At 57.2% G+C, this 21,848-nt stretch carries 20 protein-coding genes; 4 read left to right on the top strand and 16 right to left on the bottom strand.

Features of this window, described 5'->3' with window-relative positions:
• Window positions 1–22: 22 nt before the first annotated feature.
• Together cysS and J3362_RS04490 are read right to left on the bottom strand one after the other, a co-directional pair.
• Window positions 23–1,411, bottom strand: a complete 1,389-nt coding sequence (gene cysS, locus J3362_RS04495) for a cysteine--tRNA ligase (RefSeq protein WP_349518310.1) — start codon at window positions 1,409–1,411, stop codon at window positions 23–25.
• Window positions 1,408–3,087 (bottom strand): glutamine--tRNA ligase/YqeY domain fusion protein, encoded by a 1,680-nt coding sequence (locus J3362_RS04490; RefSeq protein ID WP_349518309.1) that lies wholly within the window; start codon window positions 3,085–3,087, stop codon window positions 1,408–1,410. Before J3362_RS04490 ends, cysS begins: the two co-directional genes overlap by 4 nt.
• A gap of 138 nt (window positions 3,088–3,225) precedes the next feature.
• Here J3362_RS04490 and J3362_RS04485 point away from each other — a divergent pair, with 138 nt between their 5' ends.
• Together J3362_RS04485 and J3362_RS04480 are read left to right on the top strand one after the other, a co-directional pair.
• A complete protein-coding gene (locus tag J3362_RS04485) occupies window positions 3,226–3,726 on the top strand; it encodes a peptidylprolyl isomerase (protein WP_349518308.1) in 501 nt (166 codons plus the stop codon).
• Entirely contained in the window at window positions 3,723–4,448 is a 726-nt protein-coding gene (locus J3362_RS04480) for a UDP-2,3-diacylglucosamine diphosphatase (RefSeq protein ID WP_349518307.1), read from the top strand. Before J3362_RS04485 ends, J3362_RS04480 begins: the two co-directional genes overlap by 4 nt.
• Before the next feature lie 40 nt (window positions 4,449–4,488).
• Here the strand turns inward: J3362_RS04480 and J3362_RS04475 are convergent, their stop codons facing one another.
• From J3362_RS04475 to J3362_RS04420, 12 genes are all read right to left on the bottom strand, one after another.
• Window positions 4,489–5,259, bottom strand: a complete 771-nt coding sequence (locus tag J3362_RS04475; protein WP_349519247.1) for an amino acid ABC transporter ATP-binding protein — start codon at window positions 5,257–5,259, stop codon at window positions 4,489–4,491.
• A 38-nt stretch (window positions 5,260–5,297) separates the two neighbouring features.
• Window positions 5,298–6,383 carry an amino acid ABC transporter permease gene (locus J3362_RS04470; protein ID WP_349518306.1) on the bottom strand — a complete coding sequence of 362 codons (1,086 nt, stop codon included), beginning with the start codon at window positions 6,381–6,383 and terminating at the stop codon, window positions 5,298–5,300.
• Entirely contained in the window at window positions 6,383–7,570 is a 1,188-nt protein-coding gene (locus J3362_RS04465) for an amino acid ABC transporter permease (RefSeq protein ID WP_349518305.1), read from the bottom strand. The genes J3362_RS04470 and J3362_RS04465 overlap by 1 nt, the downstream gene beginning before the upstream one ends.
• 90 nt (window positions 7,571–7,660) lie before the next feature.
• On the bottom strand, window positions 7,661–8,686 hold the full coding sequence (locus J3362_RS04460) for an amino acid ABC transporter substrate-binding protein (protein WP_349518304.1): 1,026 nt from the start codon (window positions 8,684–8,686) through the stop codon (window positions 7,661–7,663).
• A gap of 261 nt (window positions 8,687–8,947) precedes the next feature.
• Window positions 8,948–9,835 carry a DcrB/PsbP domain-containing protein gene (locus J3362_RS04455; protein WP_349518303.1) on the bottom strand — a complete coding sequence of 296 codons (888 nt, stop codon included), beginning with the start codon at window positions 9,833–9,835 and terminating at the stop codon, window positions 8,948–8,950.
• A gap of 68 nt (window positions 9,836–9,903) precedes the next feature.
• On the bottom strand, window positions 9,904–11,112 hold the full coding sequence (locus J3362_RS04450; RefSeq protein ID WP_349518302.1) for an ABC transporter permease: 1,209 nt from the start codon (window positions 11,110–11,112) through the stop codon (window positions 9,904–9,906).
• Window positions 11,109–11,855, bottom strand: a complete 747-nt coding sequence (locus J3362_RS04445; protein WP_349518301.1) for an ABC transporter ATP-binding protein — start codon at window positions 11,853–11,855, stop codon at window positions 11,109–11,111. The genes J3362_RS04450 and J3362_RS04445 overlap by 4 nt, the downstream gene beginning before the upstream one ends.
• Entirely contained in the window at window positions 11,852–13,102 is a 1,251-nt protein-coding gene (locus J3362_RS04440; RefSeq protein ID WP_349518300.1) for an efflux RND transporter periplasmic adaptor subunit, read from the bottom strand. Before J3362_RS04440 ends, J3362_RS04445 begins: the two co-directional genes overlap by 4 nt.
• A 243-nt stretch (window positions 13,103–13,345) precedes the next feature.
• A complete protein-coding gene (locus J3362_RS04435) occupies window positions 13,346–13,504 on the bottom strand; it encodes a hypothetical protein (protein WP_349518299.1) in 159 nt (52 codons plus the stop codon).
• Between the two features lie 3 nt (window positions 13,505–13,507).
• Window positions 13,508–13,900, bottom strand: a complete 393-nt coding sequence (locus J3362_RS04430) for an acyl-CoA thioesterase (RefSeq protein WP_349518298.1) — start codon at window positions 13,898–13,900, stop codon at window positions 13,508–13,510.
• Between the two features lie 68 nt (window positions 13,901–13,968).
• Window positions 13,969–15,549: a PQQ-dependent sugar dehydrogenase gene (locus J3362_RS04425; protein ID WP_349518297.1), complete on the bottom strand. Its 1,581-nt coding sequence runs from the start codon at window positions 15,547–15,549 to the stop codon at window positions 13,969–13,971.
• A 114-nt stretch (window positions 15,550–15,663) separates the two neighbouring features.
• The gene (locus J3362_RS04420; RefSeq protein WP_349518296.1) at window positions 15,664–16,434 is read right to left on the bottom strand and encodes a ferredoxin--NADP reductase; all 771 of its coding nucleotides are present in this window, start codon (window positions 16,432–16,434) and stop codon (window positions 15,664–15,666) included.
• Between the two features lie 145 nt (window positions 16,435–16,579).
• Between J3362_RS04420 and J3362_RS04415 the strand changes: the two genes are divergently transcribed.
• Window positions 16,580–17,464 carry a LysR family transcriptional regulator gene (locus tag J3362_RS04415; RefSeq protein WP_349518295.1) on the top strand — a complete coding sequence of 295 codons (885 nt, stop codon included), beginning with the start codon at window positions 16,580–16,582 and terminating at the stop codon, window positions 17,462–17,464.
• On the opposite strand, the gene J3362_RS04410 is transcribed toward J3362_RS04415, so the two are convergent.
• Window positions 17,456–18,064 (bottom strand): MiaE family protein, encoded by a 609-nt coding sequence (locus tag J3362_RS04410; RefSeq protein WP_349518294.1) that lies wholly within the window; start codon window positions 18,062–18,064, stop codon window positions 17,456–17,458. The two genes, J3362_RS04415 and J3362_RS04410, sit on opposite strands and share 9 nt — an antisense overlap.
• A 257-nt stretch (window positions 18,065–18,321) precedes the next feature.
• Between J3362_RS04410 and J3362_RS04405 the strand changes: the two genes are divergently transcribed.
• Window positions 18,322–20,916, top strand: a complete 2,595-nt coding sequence (locus J3362_RS04405) for a bifunctional aconitate hydratase 2/2-methylisocitrate dehydratase (protein WP_349519246.1) — start codon at window positions 18,322–18,324, stop codon at window positions 20,914–20,916.
• 92 nt (window positions 20,917–21,008) lie between these two features.
• On the opposite strand, the gene J3362_RS04400 is transcribed toward J3362_RS04405, so the two are convergent.
• A complete protein-coding gene (locus J3362_RS04400) occupies window positions 21,009–21,755 on the bottom strand; it encodes a sulfite exporter TauE/SafE family protein (protein WP_349518293.1) in 747 nt (248 codons plus the stop codon).
• Window positions 21,756–21,848: the final 93 nt, after the last annotated feature.

Below are 21,848 nucleotides of genomic sequence, written 5' to 3'. Positions count from 1 at the left end.
CCAACCGGCAGCTCCCGGAAATTCAGGCTTTACGCCAGGTCGTCCCCTCTCGGGAATCGTCCAGAATAATACCTTTCTCGAGGAGCTCGTCGCGGATCCGGTCGGCCTCGGCAAAATTCTTTGCCTTGCGGGCATCAGCCCTGGCCTGGATCAGTGCTTCAATGTCTTCGGCGCTAAGCTCACCACCCGTGTCTGCCTGGAAGAACGCCTCCGGGTCCTGCTGCAGCAGCCCCAGAACACCACCAAGCCTTACCAGAATCGACGCACTTTGCTTGGCATCATCTTCAAGACCATCGCGACGATGCTGATTGATCTCGTTGGCAACAGCGTGCAGGACAGCAATGGCACCCGCGGTGTTGAAGTCATCGTCCATCGCCTCGGCAAACCGCTGATCATGCTCGGACTCCGGCACATTCGACGCCTTGGCAGGCACAACTCCCCTCAGCGCATGGTAGAGCCGGGTGAGCGTGCGGCCCGCCTCGGCCAGATTCTCCTCGGAGTAGTCCACCTGGCTGCGGTAGTGGCTGGAAACCAGGAAGTAGCGAACCACTTCTGCCGGGTAGGTCTCCATGATTTCACGGATGGTGAAGAAGTTGCCCAGGGACTTGGACATCTTTTCCTTGTTTACCCGAATGGCGCCGGCGTGCATCCAGGTGTTCACGAAGGTATGGCCGGTAGCACATTCAGACTGGGCAATCTCGTTCTCATGATGCGGGAACAGCAGATCCGGACCACCACCGTGAATATCGAAGGTATCGCCGAGGCAACAGGTGGACATGGCAGAGCACTCGATGTGCCAGCCGGGACGACCATCGCCCCAGGGCGAGGGCCAGCTGACCTCCCCTGCCTTTGCCGCTTTCCACAATGCGAAATCGGCCGGGCTGCGCTTGGCTTCCTGGACATCCACCCGTGCACCCGCCAGAAGATCCTCCAACTTTTTCTTGCTGAGCTTGCCGTAGTCATCGAAGGAATCAACGGCAAAGTAGACATCACCGTTATCCGCCGCGTAGGCGTGGCCGCTGGCAATCAGCTTATGGATCATCGCAATGATTTCGTCAATAAACGCGGTGGCCCGTGGCTCGTCATCCGGAGACAGCACGCCGAGGCGGGCTTCATCCTCGTGCATGGCCTTGATCATCCGGTCAGTGAGCTCGGTATAAGGCTCACCGTTCTCATCCGCACGGCGCAGGATCTTGTCGTCAATATCGGTGATGTTGCGAACGTAGTTCACTTCGTAGCCGCGATGGCGCAGGTAACGGGTAATCACATCAAAGGCCACCAGCACCCGGGCATGGCCCAGGTGGCAATAGTCGTAGACCGTCATCCCGCAGACATACATCCGGACCTTGCCCGGCTCTATCGGCCGGAACTCTTCCTTCTGCTGGGTCAGCGTGTTGTAGATGCGGATCACTTGCCCCCCTTACCCCAGGAATCCCTGAGCGTTACCGTGCGGTTGAATACCGGCCGACCGGCGGCCTCGGTAAGGACGGGATCACAGAAAAAGTAGCCTTCCCGCTCGAACTGATACGGAAGATCCACACGGGGAGACGACAGGCTCTTCTCGACCCGAGCACCTTTCAGAACCACCAGCGATTCCGGGTTCAGGTGGTCCATCAAATCACCGTCCTTGTCGCTGTCCGGCGATTCGTGATTGAACAGGCGGTCATACTGATTGATGTCTGCCTCCACGCTGTCATTGGCCGAAACCCAGTGAATCACGCCGTTGGGTTTGTAGCCTTCGGGATTGACGCCCAGGGTGTCGGGATCGTACTCACACTTCAGCTCGACAATCTCGCCACTGTCGTCACGAATCACTTCCCGGCAGGTCATCACATAACCGCCACGAAGACGTACCGCCTGCTCCGGTGCCAGCCGCTTCCATTTGCGCGGCGGCTCCATTTCGAAATCTTCCCGATCGATATACAGAGTCTGGGTCCAGGGCACTTCCCGCTCACCCATGCCCGGGTTCTGCGGGTGCACCGGCAGGGTGAGCGTTTCGCTCTTGTCGGCCGGGTAATTGGTCAGCGTGACTTTCAGCGGGCGCATCACACACATGGCCCGGGGCGCACGGGTATTGAGATCTTCCCGAATGGCGTGCTCCAGCATGCCCACATCCACGGTACCGCCGGCCTTGTTCACGCCAATCATGTCGCAGAAGGTGCGGATGGACTCCGGCGTGTAGCCACGCCGGCGCATGCCGGAGATGGTTGGCATGCGCGGATCGTTCCAGCCATCAACCACATTCTCATCCACCAGAAGCTTTAGCTTACGCTTAGAGGTAATGGTGTAGTTCAGGTTCAGCCGGGCGAACTCGATCTGGCGCGGGTGGCAGGGGCCGGAGATGTTATCCAGCACCCAGTCATACAGCGGCCGGTGATCCTCAAACTCCAGCGTGCACAGGGAGTGGGTGATTCCCTCCATGGCGTCGGAAATCGGATGGGTAAAGTCGTACATCGGGTAAATGCACCACTTGTTGCCGGTCTGATGGTGTTCGGCGTAACGGATACGATAAAGGATCGGATCCCGCATGTTGATGTTCGGAGAGGCCATATCGATCTTGGCCCGCAGCACCAGCTCGCCGTTCTGGTACTTGCCGTCCCGCATATCGCGGAACAGTTGCAGACTTTCTTCTACCGGCCGGTCCCGGTAAGGGCTGTTTCTGCCCGGTTCTTTCAGGCTGCCACGGTACTCTGCCATTTCATCAGCCGTCAGGGCGCACACGTACGCCTTGTCCCGGGTGATCAGCTCCTCGGCAAATTCGTAAAGGGCGTCAAAGTAATCGGAAGCGTAACGAACATCCCCGGCCCACTCGTAGCCGAGCCATTCCACATCCTGCTTGATGGCGTCGATGTATTCCTGGTTTTCCTTTTCGGGGTTGGTGTCGTCAAACCGAAGATTACAGTCGCCGGAAAAGGTTTCGGCGATGCCAAAGTTCAGGCAGATCGATTTGGCATGACCAATATGCAGGTAACCGTTGGGCTCCGGCGGGAATCGGGTGACCACCTTGCCGGTATGCTCTCCGTTGGCGATGGCGTCTTCGATCAGGCTCTGGATAAAGTTGTGGGCTTTCTTCGACTCGGCGCTCATACAATCTCTGTTAAAAGGGGAGTGAATCTTAAACCGCGTATTATACTCACAAATCCTTGCCGGACTCATGCATAGCGGGAAACTCTTGAGTACAATGGCCCCGTTAACGTACCTAACCTTTCTAAACAGGAAAACCTGATGATTCTGCTGAAAACCAACTACGGTGACATCAAGCTGGAACTGGACTACGACAAGGCACCGGAAACCGCCAAAAACTTTGAACAGTACGTTCGCGACGGTTTTTACGATGGCCTGATCTTTCACCGTGTGATCAGCAATTTCATGATTCAGGGCGGCGGCTTCGAGCCAGGCATGACCCCACGGAAAACCCGCGATTCCATCCAGAATGAAGCCGACAACGGCCTGAGCAACATGCAGGGGACTATCGCCATGGCACGCACCATGGACCCGCACTCTGCCACTGCCCAGTTCTTTATTAACGTCGAGAATAACGGCTTCCTGGACCACACCGCCAAGAACGCGGAAGGCTGGGGCTACTGCGTGTTCGGCAAAGTGGTCGACAGCATGGACACAGTCAACGCGATTCGAGCAGTGCGCACCACAATGCGTGCAGGCCACCAGGACGTGCCTGCCGATGACGTGGTTATCGAAAAAGCCGAGGTTCTGGAGGACGCGTGACCACGCTGTTTATTTCAGACCTTCACCTCGAGGAATCCCGCCCGGATATTACTGAGGCATTTCTGGGATTTCTCGGCGGGAAAGCCAGCGGTGTTGATCAGCTGTATATCCTCGGCGATTTCTTCGAGGCCTGGATCGGCGATGACGAGCGCACGCCGCTCCAGGAGCAGATAGCGGCTGCCCTGCGAAAACTGAGGGACAGCGGCACAGGGATTTTCCTGATGCACGGCAACCGGGACTTTCTGATCGGCAAGGACTTCTGCGACCGGGCCGGCGCGACGCTGCTGGACGACCCGACGGTGATTGATCTGTACGGCACCCCTACCCTGCTGATGCATGGTGACAGCCTTTGCACCGCCGATGTGGAATACCAGAAGTTCCGGGCCAACATGCGTAACCCGCAGTGGCAGCAGATGATACTCCAGCGTCCCCTCGAAGACCGGCAGCAAATGGCTCGCCAACTACGGGAAATCAGCATGGCGAAAAATCAGGGCAAGGAGGAGTTCATCATGGACGTGACGCCCGAGGAAGTAGTCAAGGACATGGAAAGGCATGGTGTCCAACAAATGATCCATGGCCACACCCATCGCCCCGCTGTGCATGAACTGACGGCCAACGGGTCGCCGGCAAAGCGCATTGTTCTGGGAGACTGGGACGATAATGTCTGGTGGCTGGAGGCGAAACCGGGCGAAGCGCCCAAGCTGAACAAGCAGCCGTTGTAAAAAAGCCGGGCAAATGCCCGGCATTTTTTTACCCTTGGTTTCAGTGCGCCAGTATTTGCTGGAGGAACTTCTGAGTCCTGGCTTCCTGTGGGTTTGTGAAGAACTCGTGGGGTGGCGCCTCTTCCACAATCTCACCTCCATCCATGAAGATAACCCGGTCAGCCACCGTTTTGGCGAAGCCCATCTCGTGGGTTACGCAAAGCATGGTCATGCCGCTTCCAGCGAGCTCGATCATTACGTCAAGCACTTCCTTAATCATTTCGGGATCCAACGCTGAAGTTGGCTCATCGAAGAGCATGATCTTGGGCTTCATGCAAAGGGCCCTGGCAATCGCCACACGCTGTTGCTGGCCGCCCGAAAGCTGCCCCGGGAATTTGTTAGCCTGATCCGGAATCTTGACCCGCTCCAGATACTCCATCGCCGATGCTTCCGCTTCCTTTCGGGGCGTTTTGCGCACCCAGATGGGCGACAGGCAGCAGTTCTCGAGAACCGTCAGGTGTGGGAAAAGGTTGAAGTGCTGAAACACCATGCCGACTTCCCGCCGAACCGTATCAATATGGCGAACATCATCGGTCAGCTCGATACCATCAACAATGATTTTGCCCTGCTGATGCTCCTCCAGCCGGTTGATGCAACGGATGAAGGTGGATTTTCCCGAGCCGGATGGCCCACAGATGACAATTCTCTCGCCCTGGTCAACGGTCAGGTTGAGATCTTTGAGAACATGGAAGTCCCCGTACCACTTGTGCATGCCCTCAACCCGGATAATCCCCGGTTTTTTATCCGGCTGGTCCTTCGGCGGGGTCTGCATTTCTGAGGTTTGTGTTTGGTCTGTCATAGGATTACCCGTCAGGTCTTATGACCAGTGTCTAGTTTTCGTTCAAGGTTCTGGCTGTATCTGGAGATGCCAAAGCAGAAGACCCAGAAACAGAACGCCACAAATACATAGCCTTCAATGGCAACATTTTGCCAGGCCGGGTCGGTAACCGTGGACTGGACTGTGCCGAGGATATCGAAGAGGCCGATAATCAGCACCAGCGTGGTGTCCTTGAACAGGGAAATGAAGGTGTTCACGATACCCGGAATAACCATCTTCAGAGCCTGCGGCAGGATAACCAGCCCCATTTTGCGCCAGTACCCCAGCCCCAGAGCATCGGCGGCCTCGTACTGGCCTCGCGGAATCGCCTGCAGACCGCCGCGAATCACCTCCGCCATGTATGCAGACTGCCACAATGTTATGCCGATCAGCGCACGGGCCAGTTTCTCGAAGTTGACGCCCTCAGGAAGAAACAGGGGCAACATCACCGAGGCCATGAACAGAACCGTGATCAACGGAACCGCCCGCCATACCTCGATAAAGACCACACAAATCCCCCGGATGATCGGCATCTCGGAGCGCCGGCCTAGCGCCAGAAGTATGCCAATTGGCAACGAGGCTACGATCCCGATGTAAGCCAGGATCAGGGTCAACATCAGTCCGCCCCATTTCGAGCTCTGCACTTCTTCCAGGCCGAAACTGCCTCCGGGAATCAGGAAGTAGCCAACGATGGGCAGACCAAAGATACCGAAAAGCCCGAGCCATTTTCGGCCGGGGAATCGCTCAATGAACTGTGGAATAAAGGCAACGGCCAACAGCAGGAACATCGTATCCACGCGCCACTGCAGTTCATCAGGGTAGAATCCGTAGATAAAGAAGTTCAGCCGCTGACTGATAAAGAGCCAGCAGGCACCGGCTCCCGTGCAGTCACTCGCGTCAGCGCCAACAAAGTTGGCGTCGAGGAAGAACCAGTTGAGCAAGGGCCCCACGCTGGTAACCAGCATATAGGCGACACCCAGCGTGAGCACGGTGTTGAACCAGCCAGAGAACAGGTTCTCCCGCATCCACTTGACCGGCCTGAGCGCCTTCTTGGGTGCTTTCATGGTTGACTCGGTCATCATCGCTCCTTAATGGCCACAGCCCGGTTATAGATGTTCATGAACAGCGAGATCAGCAGACTGATTGTGAGATAGACCGCCATGGTAATGGCGACAACTTCAACGGCTTGCCCCGTCTGATTCAGCGTGGTGCCCATGAAGACCGCCACCAGATCCGGATAACCAATGGCGGTGGCCAGCGACGAGTTCTTCACCAGATTCAGATACTGGCTGGTGAGAGGCGGAATGATGACCCGCATGGCCTGCGGTATCACCACCAACCTGAGGGTAAGACCATTGGGCAGTCCCAAAGCCTTGGAGGCCTCGGTTTGTCCCTTGCTGACCGAAAGAATACCGGAGCGGACGATTTCAGCGATGAAGCTGGCCGTGTAAAGAGACAGTGCAATCCACAGGGCTGCCAACTCCGGAATGATGGTAATTCCCCCGCCAAAGTTGAAACCCCTGAGCGCTGGCAAATCCCACTCCAGAGGCCGACCGGCCACAAGATAAGAGACCACCGGTACCAGCACCAGGATAGCCACGCCGACCTTGAAGGTCGGGAAGATCTGTCCGGTGGCCAACTGGCGCTTTTTGGCCCATATCCGAATTCCAACGACAGCAGCGATGGCAAGCAGAATACCGCCCCAGACAATCCCGAAACCCTCCTGGGTCACGGGATCTGGCAGGTAAAGGCCACGGTTATTCAGGAATAGCGCGCCGCCGACATCAACACTCTGGCGTGGTGACGGAAGATTGCTGAGTACGGCAAAGTACCAGAAGAAAATCTGCAGAAGCAGCGGTATGTTGCGAATCACCTCGATATAAACCAGCGCCATTTTGGCCACAAGCCAGTTGCTCGAGAGTCGCGCAACACCAATGATGAAACCGAGAATGGTGGCAGCAACGACACCCATCGCGGAAACAAGCAATGTATTGGTCAAACCGACCCAGAAGGTTCGGCCATAAGACATGGTTGCATCATAAGGCACCAGATTCATGATGATGCCAAACCCGGCAGTTTCATCGAGAAAACCGAAACCGGTGCTGATGCCACGGCTTTCCATGTTGGAAAGCGTGTTATCGACGAGAATCCATCCGCCCCAGAACACGAGGGCAATGGCTACCGCCTGAAAGAAGAGTGAGCGGACCCGGGGGTCGTACCAGGGCTTGGGCCCTGCAGGTCGGGTATCGATTGTTTGTTTTTTCATGGATTGTCCTGAAGAGCTTCCCTGTGGTTTACAGCATCAGAGATAACGGCGAAGCCTCCCACAGGAGACTTCGCCGTATGCCTTCAGGTCTTAGCGGACCGGCGGCGCATACATGATACCGCCTTCAGTCCAGAGCGCGTTGATTCCGCGATCCAGTCCCAGCGGGGTGTCAGGACCTACGTTGCGGTCATACATTTCACCGTAGTTGCCAACCATCTTCACCACCTTATGACCGAAATCATCCGGCAGCCCAAGCTTGGCGCCCATGTCACCGTCGGTACCCAGCAGGCGCTGGATATTCGGGTTGTCGGACTTCAGCATGTCGTCAGCATTGGCGCTGGTCACGCCCAGCTCTTCGGCGTTGATCTGCACGGAGAGCACCCACTTAACGATGTTGAACCATTGATCGTCACCCTGGCGAACGACCGGACCCAGCGGCTCTTTGGAAATGGTGTTAGGCAGGATCTTCGCTGAACTTGGATCAGACAGCTTCGAGCGGAGTGCCGCCAGCTGCGAACGGTCTGAGGTCAGAACGTCGCAACGACCCGCCGCAAAGCCCTGAACGGTTTGCTCGGAGGTGTCGAACACGATCGGCTTGAATTCCATGCCCTTGGCACGGAAGTAATCCGACAGGTTCAGCTCGGTGGTGGTGCCGGCCTGGATGCAGATGGTGGCACCGTCCAGTTGGGTGGCATCGTCCACACCGATACCCTTGTTGATCAGAAAGCCCTGACCATCGTAATAGTTCACGCCGGCAAAGTTCAGGCCCAGAGACGCATCGCGGGTCAGTGTCCAGGTGGTGTTACGGGAGAGCATGTCGATTTCACCGGACTGCAGGGCTGTGAAACGCTCCTTTGCAGTCAGTGGAGTAAACTCAACCGCGTTTGCGTCACCGAAGATGGCCGCAGCAACCGCCCGGCAGGTATCCACGTCGATACCGGTCCAGTTACCTTTTTCATCAGGCTGAGAGAAGCCAGGCAAACCGCTGGTCACGCCACACTGGAGGTGACCCTTCTCCTTGACGTTCTCCAGAGTTGTGGCTGCCATGGCACCAGTAGCAGAGAACGTACCTACGGCCAGAGCAATCCCCAGGGCAATCGATTTCGTCTTTCTCATTGTCTTTTCTCCGAACATCAGTTGGTTTTATCGCGACGAGTGTGATCAGCAATTTACAAGCCACTCGGCGTAACCCGATGATTTATATTGTTTTTATCAATCACCGGTGCGTTTCAGGCGAATCTGGAACGAGGTAATACCATTTCATGCACCAGTTCGGCGCTTTCGCTCCAACCCCATGCGCCAAAAAAAGGCAGACCAAGGGCCGCGCCTATTAAAAGTAGAACAAGGTTCGGGAAATGAACTAGTTTTTATGCAAAATTATTTCGAAATTTTGAAAACTGGGGGCTCTGCGTAGGTCTCGAGGCGCTTAAGCCAACCCGGCAGCCAGCGCTCACGTTCAATCGGATCCTTCGCGTTTTCGGCCCTTTGGGTCAGAACAGTGCCAGCCGCCTCTCGAAATTGCACCAGGGCACTCCGTTCAGATGAGCCAGACATCTCCAACAGCACTTGCAGCAGGCCCCAGCCCTGATCCTTGTATCGTTCCCCGGGAGAAAGCCCCTCACCCTTGAAATTCACGTAGTCGATGATGGCGTAGACACCGCCTGGGGTCTGACTAAGAGCTTCCAGCCTGGCAGCAACTTCCGACTTTCGATCATCCGGAGCCGCATCAACTACCCTTCCGAGCGACTGCCTGGCGCGCCGGAATATAAATTCAGCCTGTATCCCCTGGGTGCCAGCCAGAAATTCCCGCAGTTCCGCCAGCCGAGGCGAATCATCGACAGCCAGAAAATCCGCTTTTACATCCCAGGGCGCATCGAACGGCTCCAGAGTTCGCAACCACTCGGGAATGTTGGCTTGCCGTTGCTCCATGTATTCCATCAAGGCGGGAAAGCTCTCTACAAACCGTCCCTCAACGTCCTTTGGATACCAGATGAAGTGGCCGATCCCGAGGGACGGGAATGCCTCACCATCGTTCCAGTGAACCAGGCACTGGAAACGACCTGCACACTCGTTCCGGAAAATCTGCTGGCCCACCCAGTCCAACTGTGCGGAGGTCAACGCCAGGGAGATATTTCCGGATTGCAGGCCAGGATTCTCCACATTCTGGATGGCGGAATCCGCCGCCGACGTCTTTTTATCGGAATCGCAAGCAGCCAGGCCCATAAGGCTGGCCAGCAAGATTACTCCGAAGTACTTGAAAGCCAATGTTTCACTCCTGATAACCGGGTTGTTTGAACAATCAATAACATAGTTGACGAGCTTCCGGCAGGTCACTATTCGTGACGCAACGCATCAATCGGGTTCAGCATGGCAGCTTTGCGAGCAGGGAAATAACCGAAGATAATGCCGATCGCCACGGAGAAAGTGAACCCGACCGCCATAACCGTTGGCGAGACAACAAAAGGCATATCCAGTTGCCAGGTGACCAGCCATGTGCCCCCAACCCCGACAATGAGACCAACAATTCCACCAAGGGTGGAGAGCGCAATGGACTCAACCAGGAACTGAGTTAGCACATCCCGGGCCCTGGCACCGATTGCAAGGCGAATGCCGATCTCCCGGGTACGCTCGGTGACCGAGACCAGCATGATGTTCATGATCCCGATACCACCCACCAGCAGGCTGACCGCTGCAATCGCACCAAGCAGCACCGTCAGCGTGTTGGTGGTGTTTTCCAGCGTCTGTGCAATATCCTGAGTATCCCGGACATAGAAATCATCAGCCCCGCCAGCCGCTGGATTGCGACGCTGCCTCAGCAAGGACTCGATCTGGGCCTGGACCAAGCCTGTCGTGCCATCAACCAGAGCCGATACATAAATGGCACTAACGTCCAGCTCCCCCACCAGCCGTCGCTGCACAGCCTTAACCGGCATGAGAATGGTCTTGTCCCGATCCTGCCCCATGGACTCGCCCTTCTCTTCCAGGACACCAATCACCCGGCATGCCGTCCGCCCAACCCGGATATTCGCTCCCAGGGGTTCCTGACCGAGAAACATCTCCTCGATCAGGGTCTTGCCAATGATACACACGGCAGCGCCGGCGGACTGTTCACTGCTCTCGAACTCGCGGCCATAATCAAGGTAATGATTGCGTACGGCGAAATAGTCATTAGTGGTGCCGATGACCGGGATGGTGTCATTGGCATTACCGATGACGACGGTGGCACTGGTGGTGAGCGCAGGAGCAACCAGAATGCCATCCACTTCATTGCGAATGGCATCGGCATCGCCCAGCTCGAAATTCTCCGCACTGGTGCGCAGCCCGCCGGCCCCCCTTTGGGCTGTACCCGGCATGACAAACAACAAATTGGAGCCAATGCTTGCGATCTGCTCAGTCACACTTCGGGTAGCCGACTGCCCAAGATGCACCATGGCCACCACACTTGCCACCCCGATAATGATGCCGAGCGTTGTCAAGAACGAACGTAGCTTGTTTCGGGCAATGGCCTGCACCGACATGCCCAGGGTATCCAGAGCCCTCACGGGAGAACCTCGGATGGCGTCCCATCCCGGACCAATTTGCCATCGGTGAAAAACAGAACCCGGTCCGCATACCGGGCAATATCAGGCTCATGGGTCACCATGAGAATCGTAATTCCCCGCTTTTCTCGAATGGAGACGAGTTCCTTCATGATCTCCCCGGCCATGGCGGTATCCAGGTTCCCAGTGGGTTCATCTGCCAATAGAACCGGAGGCTCGGTCACCAGGGCTCGAGCTATCGCCACCCTTTGTTGCTGACCACCGGAAAGCTCGGCCGACGTCGCATGGGCCCGATCCGCAAGACCAACGGTCATGAGCGCCTTCATAGCCAGTTCACGACGCCGCGCAGGCCGGACCCCCTCATAAATCAGCGGAAGCTCAACGTTACTCAGAGCATTGGTGCGGGGTAGCAGGTTGAAGCTCTGGAACACAAACCCCATGAAGTTGCGGCGCAACAGGGCGAGTTCGTCCCGGTCGAGGCCGCCAACTTCCACGCCCCGAAACCAGTATTCCCCGGAGGTAGGCATATCCAGGCAACCCAGAATGTTCATGCAGGTGGATTTTCCCGAGCCGGACGGGCCCATGATGGCAACGAACTCCCCAGCCCGAATACTGAGACTGACTCCGTCCAGAGCACGAACCTGAGTTTCTCCGCTGCCGTAGATCTTGTAGATGTCGCGCATCTCCACAACGCATGGCAAGGATTGTGAGACGGCAGACACACCGACATTAACTGGTTCCGTCATGGAATTACCGCTGACTGCATGCCGGTTATCACCTCGTCAGCCTCCGCCAGCTCGTCACCAGGCAACTCCGTGTAGCGGCCATCGGAGGCCCCCGTTTTTACGACCACCCGGGTCGGCGCCCCGTCTCGCAGTACCCAAACAGTGTTTGAGGGGCCGGCCCGATTTGAGCCAGCCCGGGCACCGGGGTGGCTAAACAGGCCACCGCCACTGCCATCAGCCGCGGGCGGTGTAAAACGGAATGCCATATTCGGTACCCGCAAAACATCCTCACGACGGCCGGTCTCAATGGTAGCGGTGGCGGTCATGCCGGGTTTCAGCAAACCGTCGCTGTTGTCGACGGAAAGAACGGTCGTATAGGTAACCACATTGTTGTCGACGGACGGGTAAAGATGAACCTTGAGCACTTCGGCAGAAAACTCCCGGCCAGACCAGGCATCCACAGTAAACGTTGCCGTCTGACCAGCTTCCACCATCCCGACATCGGCTTCGTCCATGGACACATGCAGCTCCATGGCTTTCAGATCTTCTGCCAGCAGGAACAGCACCGGTGTCTGGAAACTGGCCGCCACGGTATTGCCGGGCTCAATGCTTCGCTGTAAAACCACGCCGTTGATGGGAGATGTAATCACTGCTTTTTCCAACCGGGTTCGGGCCTGAAGAACCGACGCTTCCGCCTGCCTCACCGAGGCGCGGGCGTAGGCCAGCTTCGCTTCTGCCCGCTTACGGGCCGCAACGGCAGAATCCAGCTCCGCCTGCGCAGTGGTGCCCCGCTCACGCAGTGCGCTGATCCGCCGTTCATCCACCCTCGCTTCGTCAAGAGTCGCCTCGGCCTCTGCCACCGACGCCCGTGACAGGGCAAGCTGGGCTTCCGCCTGCTCCAGCGCCACCTCCAGCTCATCAGTGTCGAACAGAGCCAGAACCTGGCCTTCGGTCACCTGGTCATTCTCGTCCACCAGAACCTGCGTGATCAGGCCTGATATTTCGGCCCCCACGGAAACCTCACTCTTGGGTTCAAGGCTTCCAGTGGCTGTGGCCGTCAGCACCATGTCGCCCCGGTCCAGATTGTGGATCTGCCATTGTACCTCGCCGTCATCCGGCCACAGCCACCAACCAACGAGCGCCAGAACCGCCATCAGGGCAATCAGCCAGACAAACAGGCCAGCCCTTCCCCGCTTGCGCTCTGAGCGAATAACCCGACTGACCTCAGCAGCCATTTCCTGCCGGGTTGCATCCTTTTCCTCTTCCATCAGGCTCTCCTTCCAATCGGAAGCACAGGGCACGAACTTGAGGGCCCTCAATACGCATTACGCTGAACAGCTTCTAGATTGCAAGCATAGACCGTTAATTTTTTAGTCAACGCATCAGAGCTATCAACCTTTCCGCCTACAAAACGAAGAAGGCCGGGATTTCCCGGCCTTCTTCGTAAGAGCTCGTGTAAATCGAACTTAGAACCGACACCCAACACCTATCAAGAATACGACCGGATCTATCTACATCGCCACGGTTTCGTCAATGGCATCGGAGAAGGTGGCATCTGTATCTAATAAGGTGTAGCGGACATCAAAATTGACCAACACCGGAACACCAAAATCCAGCTCAACACCCGCCGGAGATATTGGAGTCAAGGTGCGGGCCAAGTCGCCTGCCAAGCCTCATTCCATGAGATGCTCAGAAAGCTTTGCCCTGATTCCGTCCGGAATCGGCAGTGCCTTCTCCGTTTCATAATCAAAATGGATTAACACTGCAACGCCCCGGGCAATCTGCTTGTCGCCCTGCCAAGCTTCCTGAACCACATGAAACGAGGAATTACCGATCTTACCGATACCGGTCTTGATCTTGACCGGAATATGCCAGTAGCTCTGAGCCATCAGATCAATCTCCAGCCGTGCAATAATTAGCGGCCAGGTCTCCGCCTCAAGGGTAGGATGAAAGATCCGGAAAACCGGCGTCCTGGCCTGCTCGAACCAGACCGGCAAAGTGGTATTGCTGATATGCCCGAGGGCATCGGTATCGCTGAAACGCGGTTCCAGTTCCAGATGAAACATAGCGGCTTCCCTCTTTGTGAAAACCGCCTACTATACACCGGCCGGGGCCAAAGACCCCAGAGCCGAGACTAAGGCAGGATACGCAGAATCCGTCCGTCCGCACTGTCAGTGAGCAGATACACCGCTCCATCAGGCCCGGTAGCCACGTCCCGGATGCGTTCGCCAACTGCTTCGAACAAACTCTCCACGTCGCTTGCCTCGCCAGCTTCCAGTGTGACGCGGTGAACGCTTTTATCGGCAAGGGCACCGACCAGGAGGTTTCCCTGCCAGTCCGGAAACAGGTCACCCCGATAGCGGGTCATGCCTGAAGGGGCAATTGAAGGGGTCCAGTGCAACAACGGTTGCTCCATACCTTCCCGCTCAACAAAGGGCGTGATCATCGCGCCGGTGTAATCGATGCCTTGCGTGATCACCGGCCAGCCATAGTTGTGTCCCGGCTCGATAATATTGATCTCATCACCGCCGCGCGGGCCATGTTCATGGGCAATCAACAGGCCCTCAACGGAGTCGTAGACGAGCCCCTGAACATTACGATGCCCGTAACTGTAGATTTCCGGGAGAGCGTCTTCCCTGCCAACGAAGGGGTTGTCGGCGGGAACACTGCCATCCGGGTTCAGCCTCACGATCTTGCCCAGATGACTGGACAGGTTCTGCGCCTGCTCCCGATAATCAAACCCGTCTCCCAGCGTCACGATCAGCGTACCATCCGGAAGCCATGCCATTCGGCCACCGTAGTGGGCGCTGCCCTGCTTGGCCGGTTTGGCCCGGAATATCTTGACAACCTCCGTCAAGGCCTGCGCCTGCAACTGACCACGGGCCACGCACAGGTGATTCGCAGAGGCAGTTCCGCAAGCGTAGGCGAGAAAGACCAGCTGGTCATTCTCAAAGTCCGGCGACAACAGCACATCGAACAGACCTGCCTGGGCATCATTGAAAACCGGCGGAACTCCGGTAATCGGGGCCTGGCCGAGCTCCCAATCACCTGAAATCCGCCGCAATCGCCCTGCCCGCTCCGTCACAAGTGCGCCACCGCCGGGAAGAAACGCCAGAGACCAGGGATGCTCCAGCCCGGAGGTCAACGTCTCGACGGTGTAATCGCTCAAGGACTGGGCCTGTGTCGGGCCTGGCAGCGCCCCGGGGCCAACCGCCAGGCAAAAGGCCAGCAGGGTGCCTGAGGCGTGGCTACTGACCCCGGTGGCGGGCCTGGCAGTAAGTCTGGCGAGCAGGGCTCCGGCAAATGCTGCGGTTAACAGCATGGCAAGCAGACCTCCCCCGGTTCGGGTCGCCGCAATCAGGGTTGGCATGGGAGCCAGGGCATTGACCAACACTAGTGCAACCCACAGCCCGGATGCCCCGGCCAGGGCGAACAGTGGCACCCGCAGCCCACGCCCCATGACTCTGGAAACGGCCGCCGCGGTAACCTGGGAAACAAGGAAACTGATTCCAAAGAGGAGCAGGTAGAGCGGCGCAAAAGAGACCAGGTCATGGCCGGTGGCGGAAATGCGGGCGTCAAGCCCAACCGCCACCCCCATAGCCTGAAGGGCCCACAGGTTTAGCTGGGTCTGAACCACGGTGCCAAGAATTACCCCGACCGCCAGTGCCACCAAAAAGCTGATGACGTTTTTCTTCGTTAACTGCCGTCCTGCCATTGCTCCGCCTCCAAAACCCTTTGCGGTTTATACGACCAATCCTGTCAGATACAAACACAAAAAAGCCGGAGCATCACGCTCCGGCTTTTTGCGAGGCGAATTCAGCCCGCGAGCTCACTGCTCTACGAACGCCCGCTCAATCACGTAATGCCCCATATCACCACCCCGGGCTTCCTTGAAGCCCATGTTGTTCAGGATGGCGCAGGTGTCCTTGAGCATGCTTGGGCTGCCGCAGATCATGAATCGGTCATTCTCCGGGTCAAAATCCGGCAGGTCCAGATCACGGGTGATTTTCCCGGTCTCCATGGCATCGGTCAGCCTACCCTGGTTGCGGAACTCTTCCCGCGTGACGGTCGGATAGTAAACCAGCTTGCCCTTAACCATTTCGCCGAAGTATTCGTTCTCCGGCAGCTCCTCGATCTCCTTCTGATAAGCCAGCTCGGAGACGTAACGAACGCCATGGGTCACAATAACCTTGTCGAACGCCTCGTACACTTCCGGATCCTTGATGATGCTCATAAAGGGCGCCAAACCGGTGCCGGTGCTGATCAGCCACAGGTTCTTTCCGGGCAACAGGTTGTCCAGAATCAGGGTGCCTGTCGGCTTGCGGCTCACCAGAATTTCGTCGCCTACCTGGATTTTCTGAAGCCGGGATGTCAGTGGGCCGTCCTGGACCTTGATCGAGAAGAACTCAAGCTCTTCCTCGTAGTTGGCACTTGCAATACTGTAGGCGCGCATCAGCGGCTTACCCTCGGTTTCCAGGCCGATCATGACAAAGTGCCCGTTCTTGAAACGGAAGCCCGGATCCCGGCTCGTGGTAAAGCTGAACAGGGTATCGTTCCAGTGATGGACGCTGGTAACTTTCTCTTTGATCAGGTTGCTCATGTAAACCTCTTGCCTGTTCGTTACGCTTTTTTACGGCGAATGATTCAACTTTGGATTGCGCTCAGTCTAACCCGACACTAACCTATCGGGAAAATGGGATATTCTCATAACCTTATTCGAGTGAGCCGATTAAGAGCGAAAAGTTATGAAGTACAGTTTTCGACAGCTGGAAGTTTTCCTGGCAGCCGCCCATTTCCAGAACATTACCCGTGCTGCCGAATCGCTGGCCATGTCACAATCGGCGGCCAGCAGCGCGCTGAAAGAACTGGAAAACCAGTTTGACATCCAGCTGTTTGACCGCGTTGGCAAACGGCTTCAGTTGAACGAGCTTGGGCGGCTTTACCGCCCCAAGGTGGAGGCCGTCCTCGCCCAGGCCAATGAACTGGAACAGGCCTTCAGCAAACACACGGAGGTGGGCGCCCTGAAAGTCGGCGCCACCCTGACTATCGGGAACTATTTGGCCGTGGGGGTCATGGCCCAATACATGAATACCCCTACCCGCCCAAGAGTCTCCCTGGAAGTGGCCAACACGAGCACCATTGCCAGACGGGTCAAGGACTTTGAGCTGGACATCGGGCTGATTGAGGGGGAATTGCAGTCACCGGAACTGGATGTGCTCCCCTGGCGAGGCGACGAGCTTGTCGTGTTCTGTTCTCCTACCCATCCTTTGGCCAGCAAAGAATCTCTCTCGGATGAGAACCTGCGCAACGCCACCTGGATCATGCGGGAACCCGGGTCGGGTACCCGGCAAAGCTTTGAGCGGGGCATGCACGGCCTGCTACCAGATCTCAACGTGCTGCTGGAGCTGGAACACACCGAGGCCATCAAACGTGCGGTGGAGGCAGACCTGGGCATTGGCTGCCTGTCCGAGGTCGTCCTGGCCGACGCGTTCAAGCGGGGCAGCCTGGTTCCGCTGACCGTTCCGGAGCATCGACGGTTTGACAGGCAGTTCTACTTTATCCTGCACAAGCAGAAGTACCGCAGCGCCGGCATTGATGCCTGGATAGAGCTTTGTAGGCAGCTACGCTGAAACCGGCCCACTGTGGAACCGGAACTCGGTATCCGGCTTCTCGATCAATGCTTTCTCAAGTAACAGGAACTCTGAAGTACGCTCCTCCACAGAAGCACCGGCAGCCTGCTCGGCCAGCGCCAGATAATCCCGATAATGCCTCGCTTCGGACTTCAGCAGGCTGTTATAGAAATCTGCCAGCTTTTCATCCAGGAACGGCGCGAGCGCAGCAAAGCGCTCACAGGAACGCGCCTCAATAATAGCGCCCACGATCAACACATCTACCAACCGGCCGGGATCTTCTGACCGGACATCCTGTCTCAACCCTGCAGCGTAACGAGCCGGTGTCAGGTGGCAATAGGCCACGCCCCGCTTTTTCATGATCGCGAGCACCTGCTCGAAATGCCGGAGCTCTTCCCGGGCAAGCCGGGACATCTTGTTCAGCAGGTCCGTATTGTCAACATACCGGTACATCAGGCTGAGCGCTGTGGAAGCGGCCTTTTTCTCGCAATGGGCGTGATCGATCAGCATCAAGTCCTGGTTCTCCAGGGCATTGTCGATCCATTGTTGCGGGGTCCGGCACGGCAGGAAGTTGTGAATCTCTTGCAGGGCGTCGTTCATGGCTCAATTTGTTGGTTGATTTGCGGGCGGCGAGTATAGCGTACTTAACAGATCTCTCCGACCTCTGTCCAACTTAACTTTATAAGGGGTTTCCTATAGAATGCAGCGCCAGATTAAGGAGTCTCTGAATAAACCCTGAAACCCCATCGGTGATTTGAGGCATTATTCAGAGGCTCCTGCGGCCTTTCCGCCAAAAACCTCCCGCCAAGGCATGAAGCCAACGGCGCGGGACATTCCAACTGATGAGGGTCCATATCGTGTTAGAAGCCTATCGTGAACACGTTGCTGAACGTGAAGCCCTGGGTATTCCTCCCAAGCCCCTGAACGCCGAGCAGACCGCTGCTCTGGTCGATCTGCTGAAAAATCCGCCGGCCGGTGAGGAAGATACCCTGGTGTATCTCCTGGAAAACCGCGTACCGCCGGGTGTCGATGAAGCCGCCTATGTAAAGGCTGCGTTCCTGACGGCCATCGTAAAAGGCGAAGCCTCTTCTCCGCTGCTGGACAAGCAAACAGCGGTCAAGCTGCTGGGTATGATGCAGGGTGGCTATAACATTGAGACCCTGGTTGACCTTCTGGACGACTCCGAACTGGCCGAACTGGCCGGCGAGCAGCTGAAGCGCACCCTGCTGATGTTTGACGCCTTCAACGACGTGAAGGAAAAGATGGATGCAGGCAACCCCGTTGCCAAGGCAGTCGTCGAATCCTGGGCCAACGGCGAGTGGTTCACCAACAAGAAGAAGGTACCCGAGAGCACCAAGATGGTGGTGTTCAAGGTCACTGGCGAAACCAACACCGACGACCTGTCTCCAGCCCCGGATGCATGGTCGCGCCCGGACATCCCGCTGCACGCTCGCGCTGCCTATAAAATGGAACGTGACGGCCTGAAGCCGGAAGAGCCGGGTGTAACCGGCCCGATGAGCCAGATCGACGAGATCAAGTCCAAAGGCCTGCCTGTTGCTTTCGTGGGTGATGTAGTCGGTACCGGCTCCTCCCGTAAGTCGGCCACCAACTCCGTCCTGTGGTTCTTCGGTGAAGACATCCCGGGCGTGCCGAACAAGCGTGCCGGCGGCGTCTGTATCGGTAACAAGGTTGCCCCGATCTTCTTCAACACCATGGAAGATGCCGGTGCCCTGGTTTTCGAAGCCCCCGTCGACGACATGAACATGGGCGACGTTATCGATATCCGCCCGTATGAGGGCAAGATCCTGAACGAGGCCGGCGAGACTATCTCCGAGTTCAAGTTCAAGTCCGACGTGATCCTGGACGAAGTTCAGGCCGGCGGTCGTATCCCGCTGATCATCGGTCGCGGCCTTACTGCCAAGGCTCGTACAGCACTGGGCATGGGCGCGACCGACCTGTTCCGCCTGCCGAAAGATCCTGAAGCCGGCACCAAAGGCTTCACCCTGGCCCAGAAGATGGTCGGCAAAGCCTGTGGCCTGGAGGAAGGCAAAGGCGTTCGTCCGAACACCTACTGCGAGCCACACATGACCACCGTGGGCTCCCAGGACACCACCGGCCCAATGACCCGGGACGAGCTGAAAGACCTGGCGTGTCTGGGCTTCCAGGCCGATCTGGTCATGCAGTCTTTCTGCCACACCGCTGCTTACCCGAAGCCGGTTGACGTGGAAATGCAGCACACCATGCCGGACTTTATCCGCACCCGTGGCGGTGTTTCCCTGCGCCCGGGCGACGGTATCATCCACTCCTGGCTGAACCGCATGCTGCTGCCGGACACCGTAGGTACCGGGGGTGACTCCCACACCCGTTTCCCGATGGGCATCTCCTTCCCGGCCGGTTCCGGCCTGGTGGCGTTTGCCGCGGCGACCGGCGTTATGCCTCTGGACATGCCGGAATCCGTTCTGGTTCGTTTCAAGGGCGAAATGCAGCCGGGCATCACCCTGCGTGATCTGGTACACGCCATCCCGCTGTACGGCATCAAGCAGGGCATGCTGACCGTTGAGAAGAAAGGCAAGATCAACGAGTTCTCCGGTCGCATCCTGGAAATCGAAGGTCTTGAGCACCTGACCGTTGAGCAGGCGTTCGAGCTGTCCGACGCTTCTGCCGAGCGCTCTGCAGCCGGTTGTACCATCAACCTGTCTGAAGAGTCCGTGGCCGAGTACCTGCGCTCCAACATCACCATGCTACGCTGGATGATTGCCGAAGGTTACGGCGACCCACGTACCCTGGAGCGTCGCGCCCAGCAGATGGAAGAGTGGCTGGCTGATCCGAAGCTGATGCGTGCCGACAAGGACGCGGAGTACGCCCACGTGGTGGAAATCGATCTGGCCGAAATCAAAGAGCCGATCGTGTGCTGCCCGAACGACCCGGACGATGCCCGGACTCTGTCAGAAGTGGCCGGCGACAAGGTAGACGAGGTATTCATCGGTTCCTGCATGACCAACATTGGTCATTTCCGTGCCGCCGGCAAGCTGCTGGCGCAGAACAAGGAACCCCTGAAGACGCGCCTGTGGATGTCACCTCCCACCAAGATGGACCAGGCTCAGCTGATGGAAGAAGGCTACTTCAACATCTACGGCACCGCCGGTGTTCGCACCGAGATGCCGGGCTGCTCCCTGTGCATGGGTAACCAGGCGCGTGTGGCGGCCAAGAGCACCGTGCTGTCAACCTCCACCCGTAACTTCCCGAACCGTCTGGGCGATGGTGCCAACGTGTACCTGACCTCCGCGGAACTGGCAGCGGTTGGCGCGGTACTGGGCAAACTCCCCTCCGCCGAGGAATACATGGAGTACGCCAAGGACCTCAACAGCATGTCGAAAGAGATCTACAAGTATCTCAACTTCGACCAGATGGAGAACTACACCAAGAAGGCTGCCGAGGCGAACGTTGCCTGAGCACTGACCTTCAGGGTTTAGCTCCACAGAAACGCCAGCCTTCGGGCTGGCGTTTTTTTATGCCTGATTACATACCCGGGATGCCCCTACAATCAGTAGATAATCAGCCTCACAAGAATCGCAGCCACCATGACGAGGGTAACCCCTTTGATCCAGCGGGCTCCGCGTTTGCTCATGTTCACCCGAGTCGCAATGAAAGCGCCGGTGATATTGCCCAGTGCCAGCGTCAGACCTACCCCCCAACGAACCTGATCGTTCAGAGCGAATACCACCAAGGCGGCGAAGGTGAAAGGCAACACGATCGATACCTTGAGCACATTCACCTGACGCAGGTCGATCTTGAGCATGTGGTAAAGCACCACAATGAACAGCACGCCCACACCAACCTGAATGAATCCCCCGTACATACCAACGACGAACATCGCGAGATAAATGGCCGGACTCAGGCGCTCCTGTGTCAACGGCCGGGTATTCAAAACAGGTTGCGGTAAGAGCATGAATACGGACGCGCCAATCATGGCATAGACCAACACCCATTCAAACACAGCGTCCGGCACCCAGGTGGCAATCCAGGCGCCCAGCAGCGAGCCGAGAACCGCCGGTAAAGCCAGATGCAGACTGACAATCAGGTTGCCATGCCCCATCCGGTAGAAGCTGCCAACCGCGGTAATACTCTGCAGAGTTATCGCCACCCTGTTGGTGCCGTTGGCCACTTGTGGCGGCAAACCAAGAAACATCAACAGGGGCAGAGTCAGCATGGAGCCACCAGCTGAGAGAACATTAATAAACCCGGCAATGCCGCCGATCGACAGTAAAGCCACGACTTCAAGAACAGTCACTCGGCGCGCTCCATCTGTAATTGGGGTGTTCGAATGGAGGGAACCCCCAATCCGGAATCATTATGACCAAAAAAAGGACTCCCGAAGGAGTCC

It is taken from the genome of Marinobacter sp. NFXS11, assembly GCF_040148675.1.
Lineage (GTDB): Bacteria > Pseudomonadota > Gammaproteobacteria > Pseudomonadales > Oleiphilaceae > Marinobacter.
Note: the sequence above shows the minus strand (reverse complement) of the source record. Positions and strands in the feature narration are given on the sequence as shown.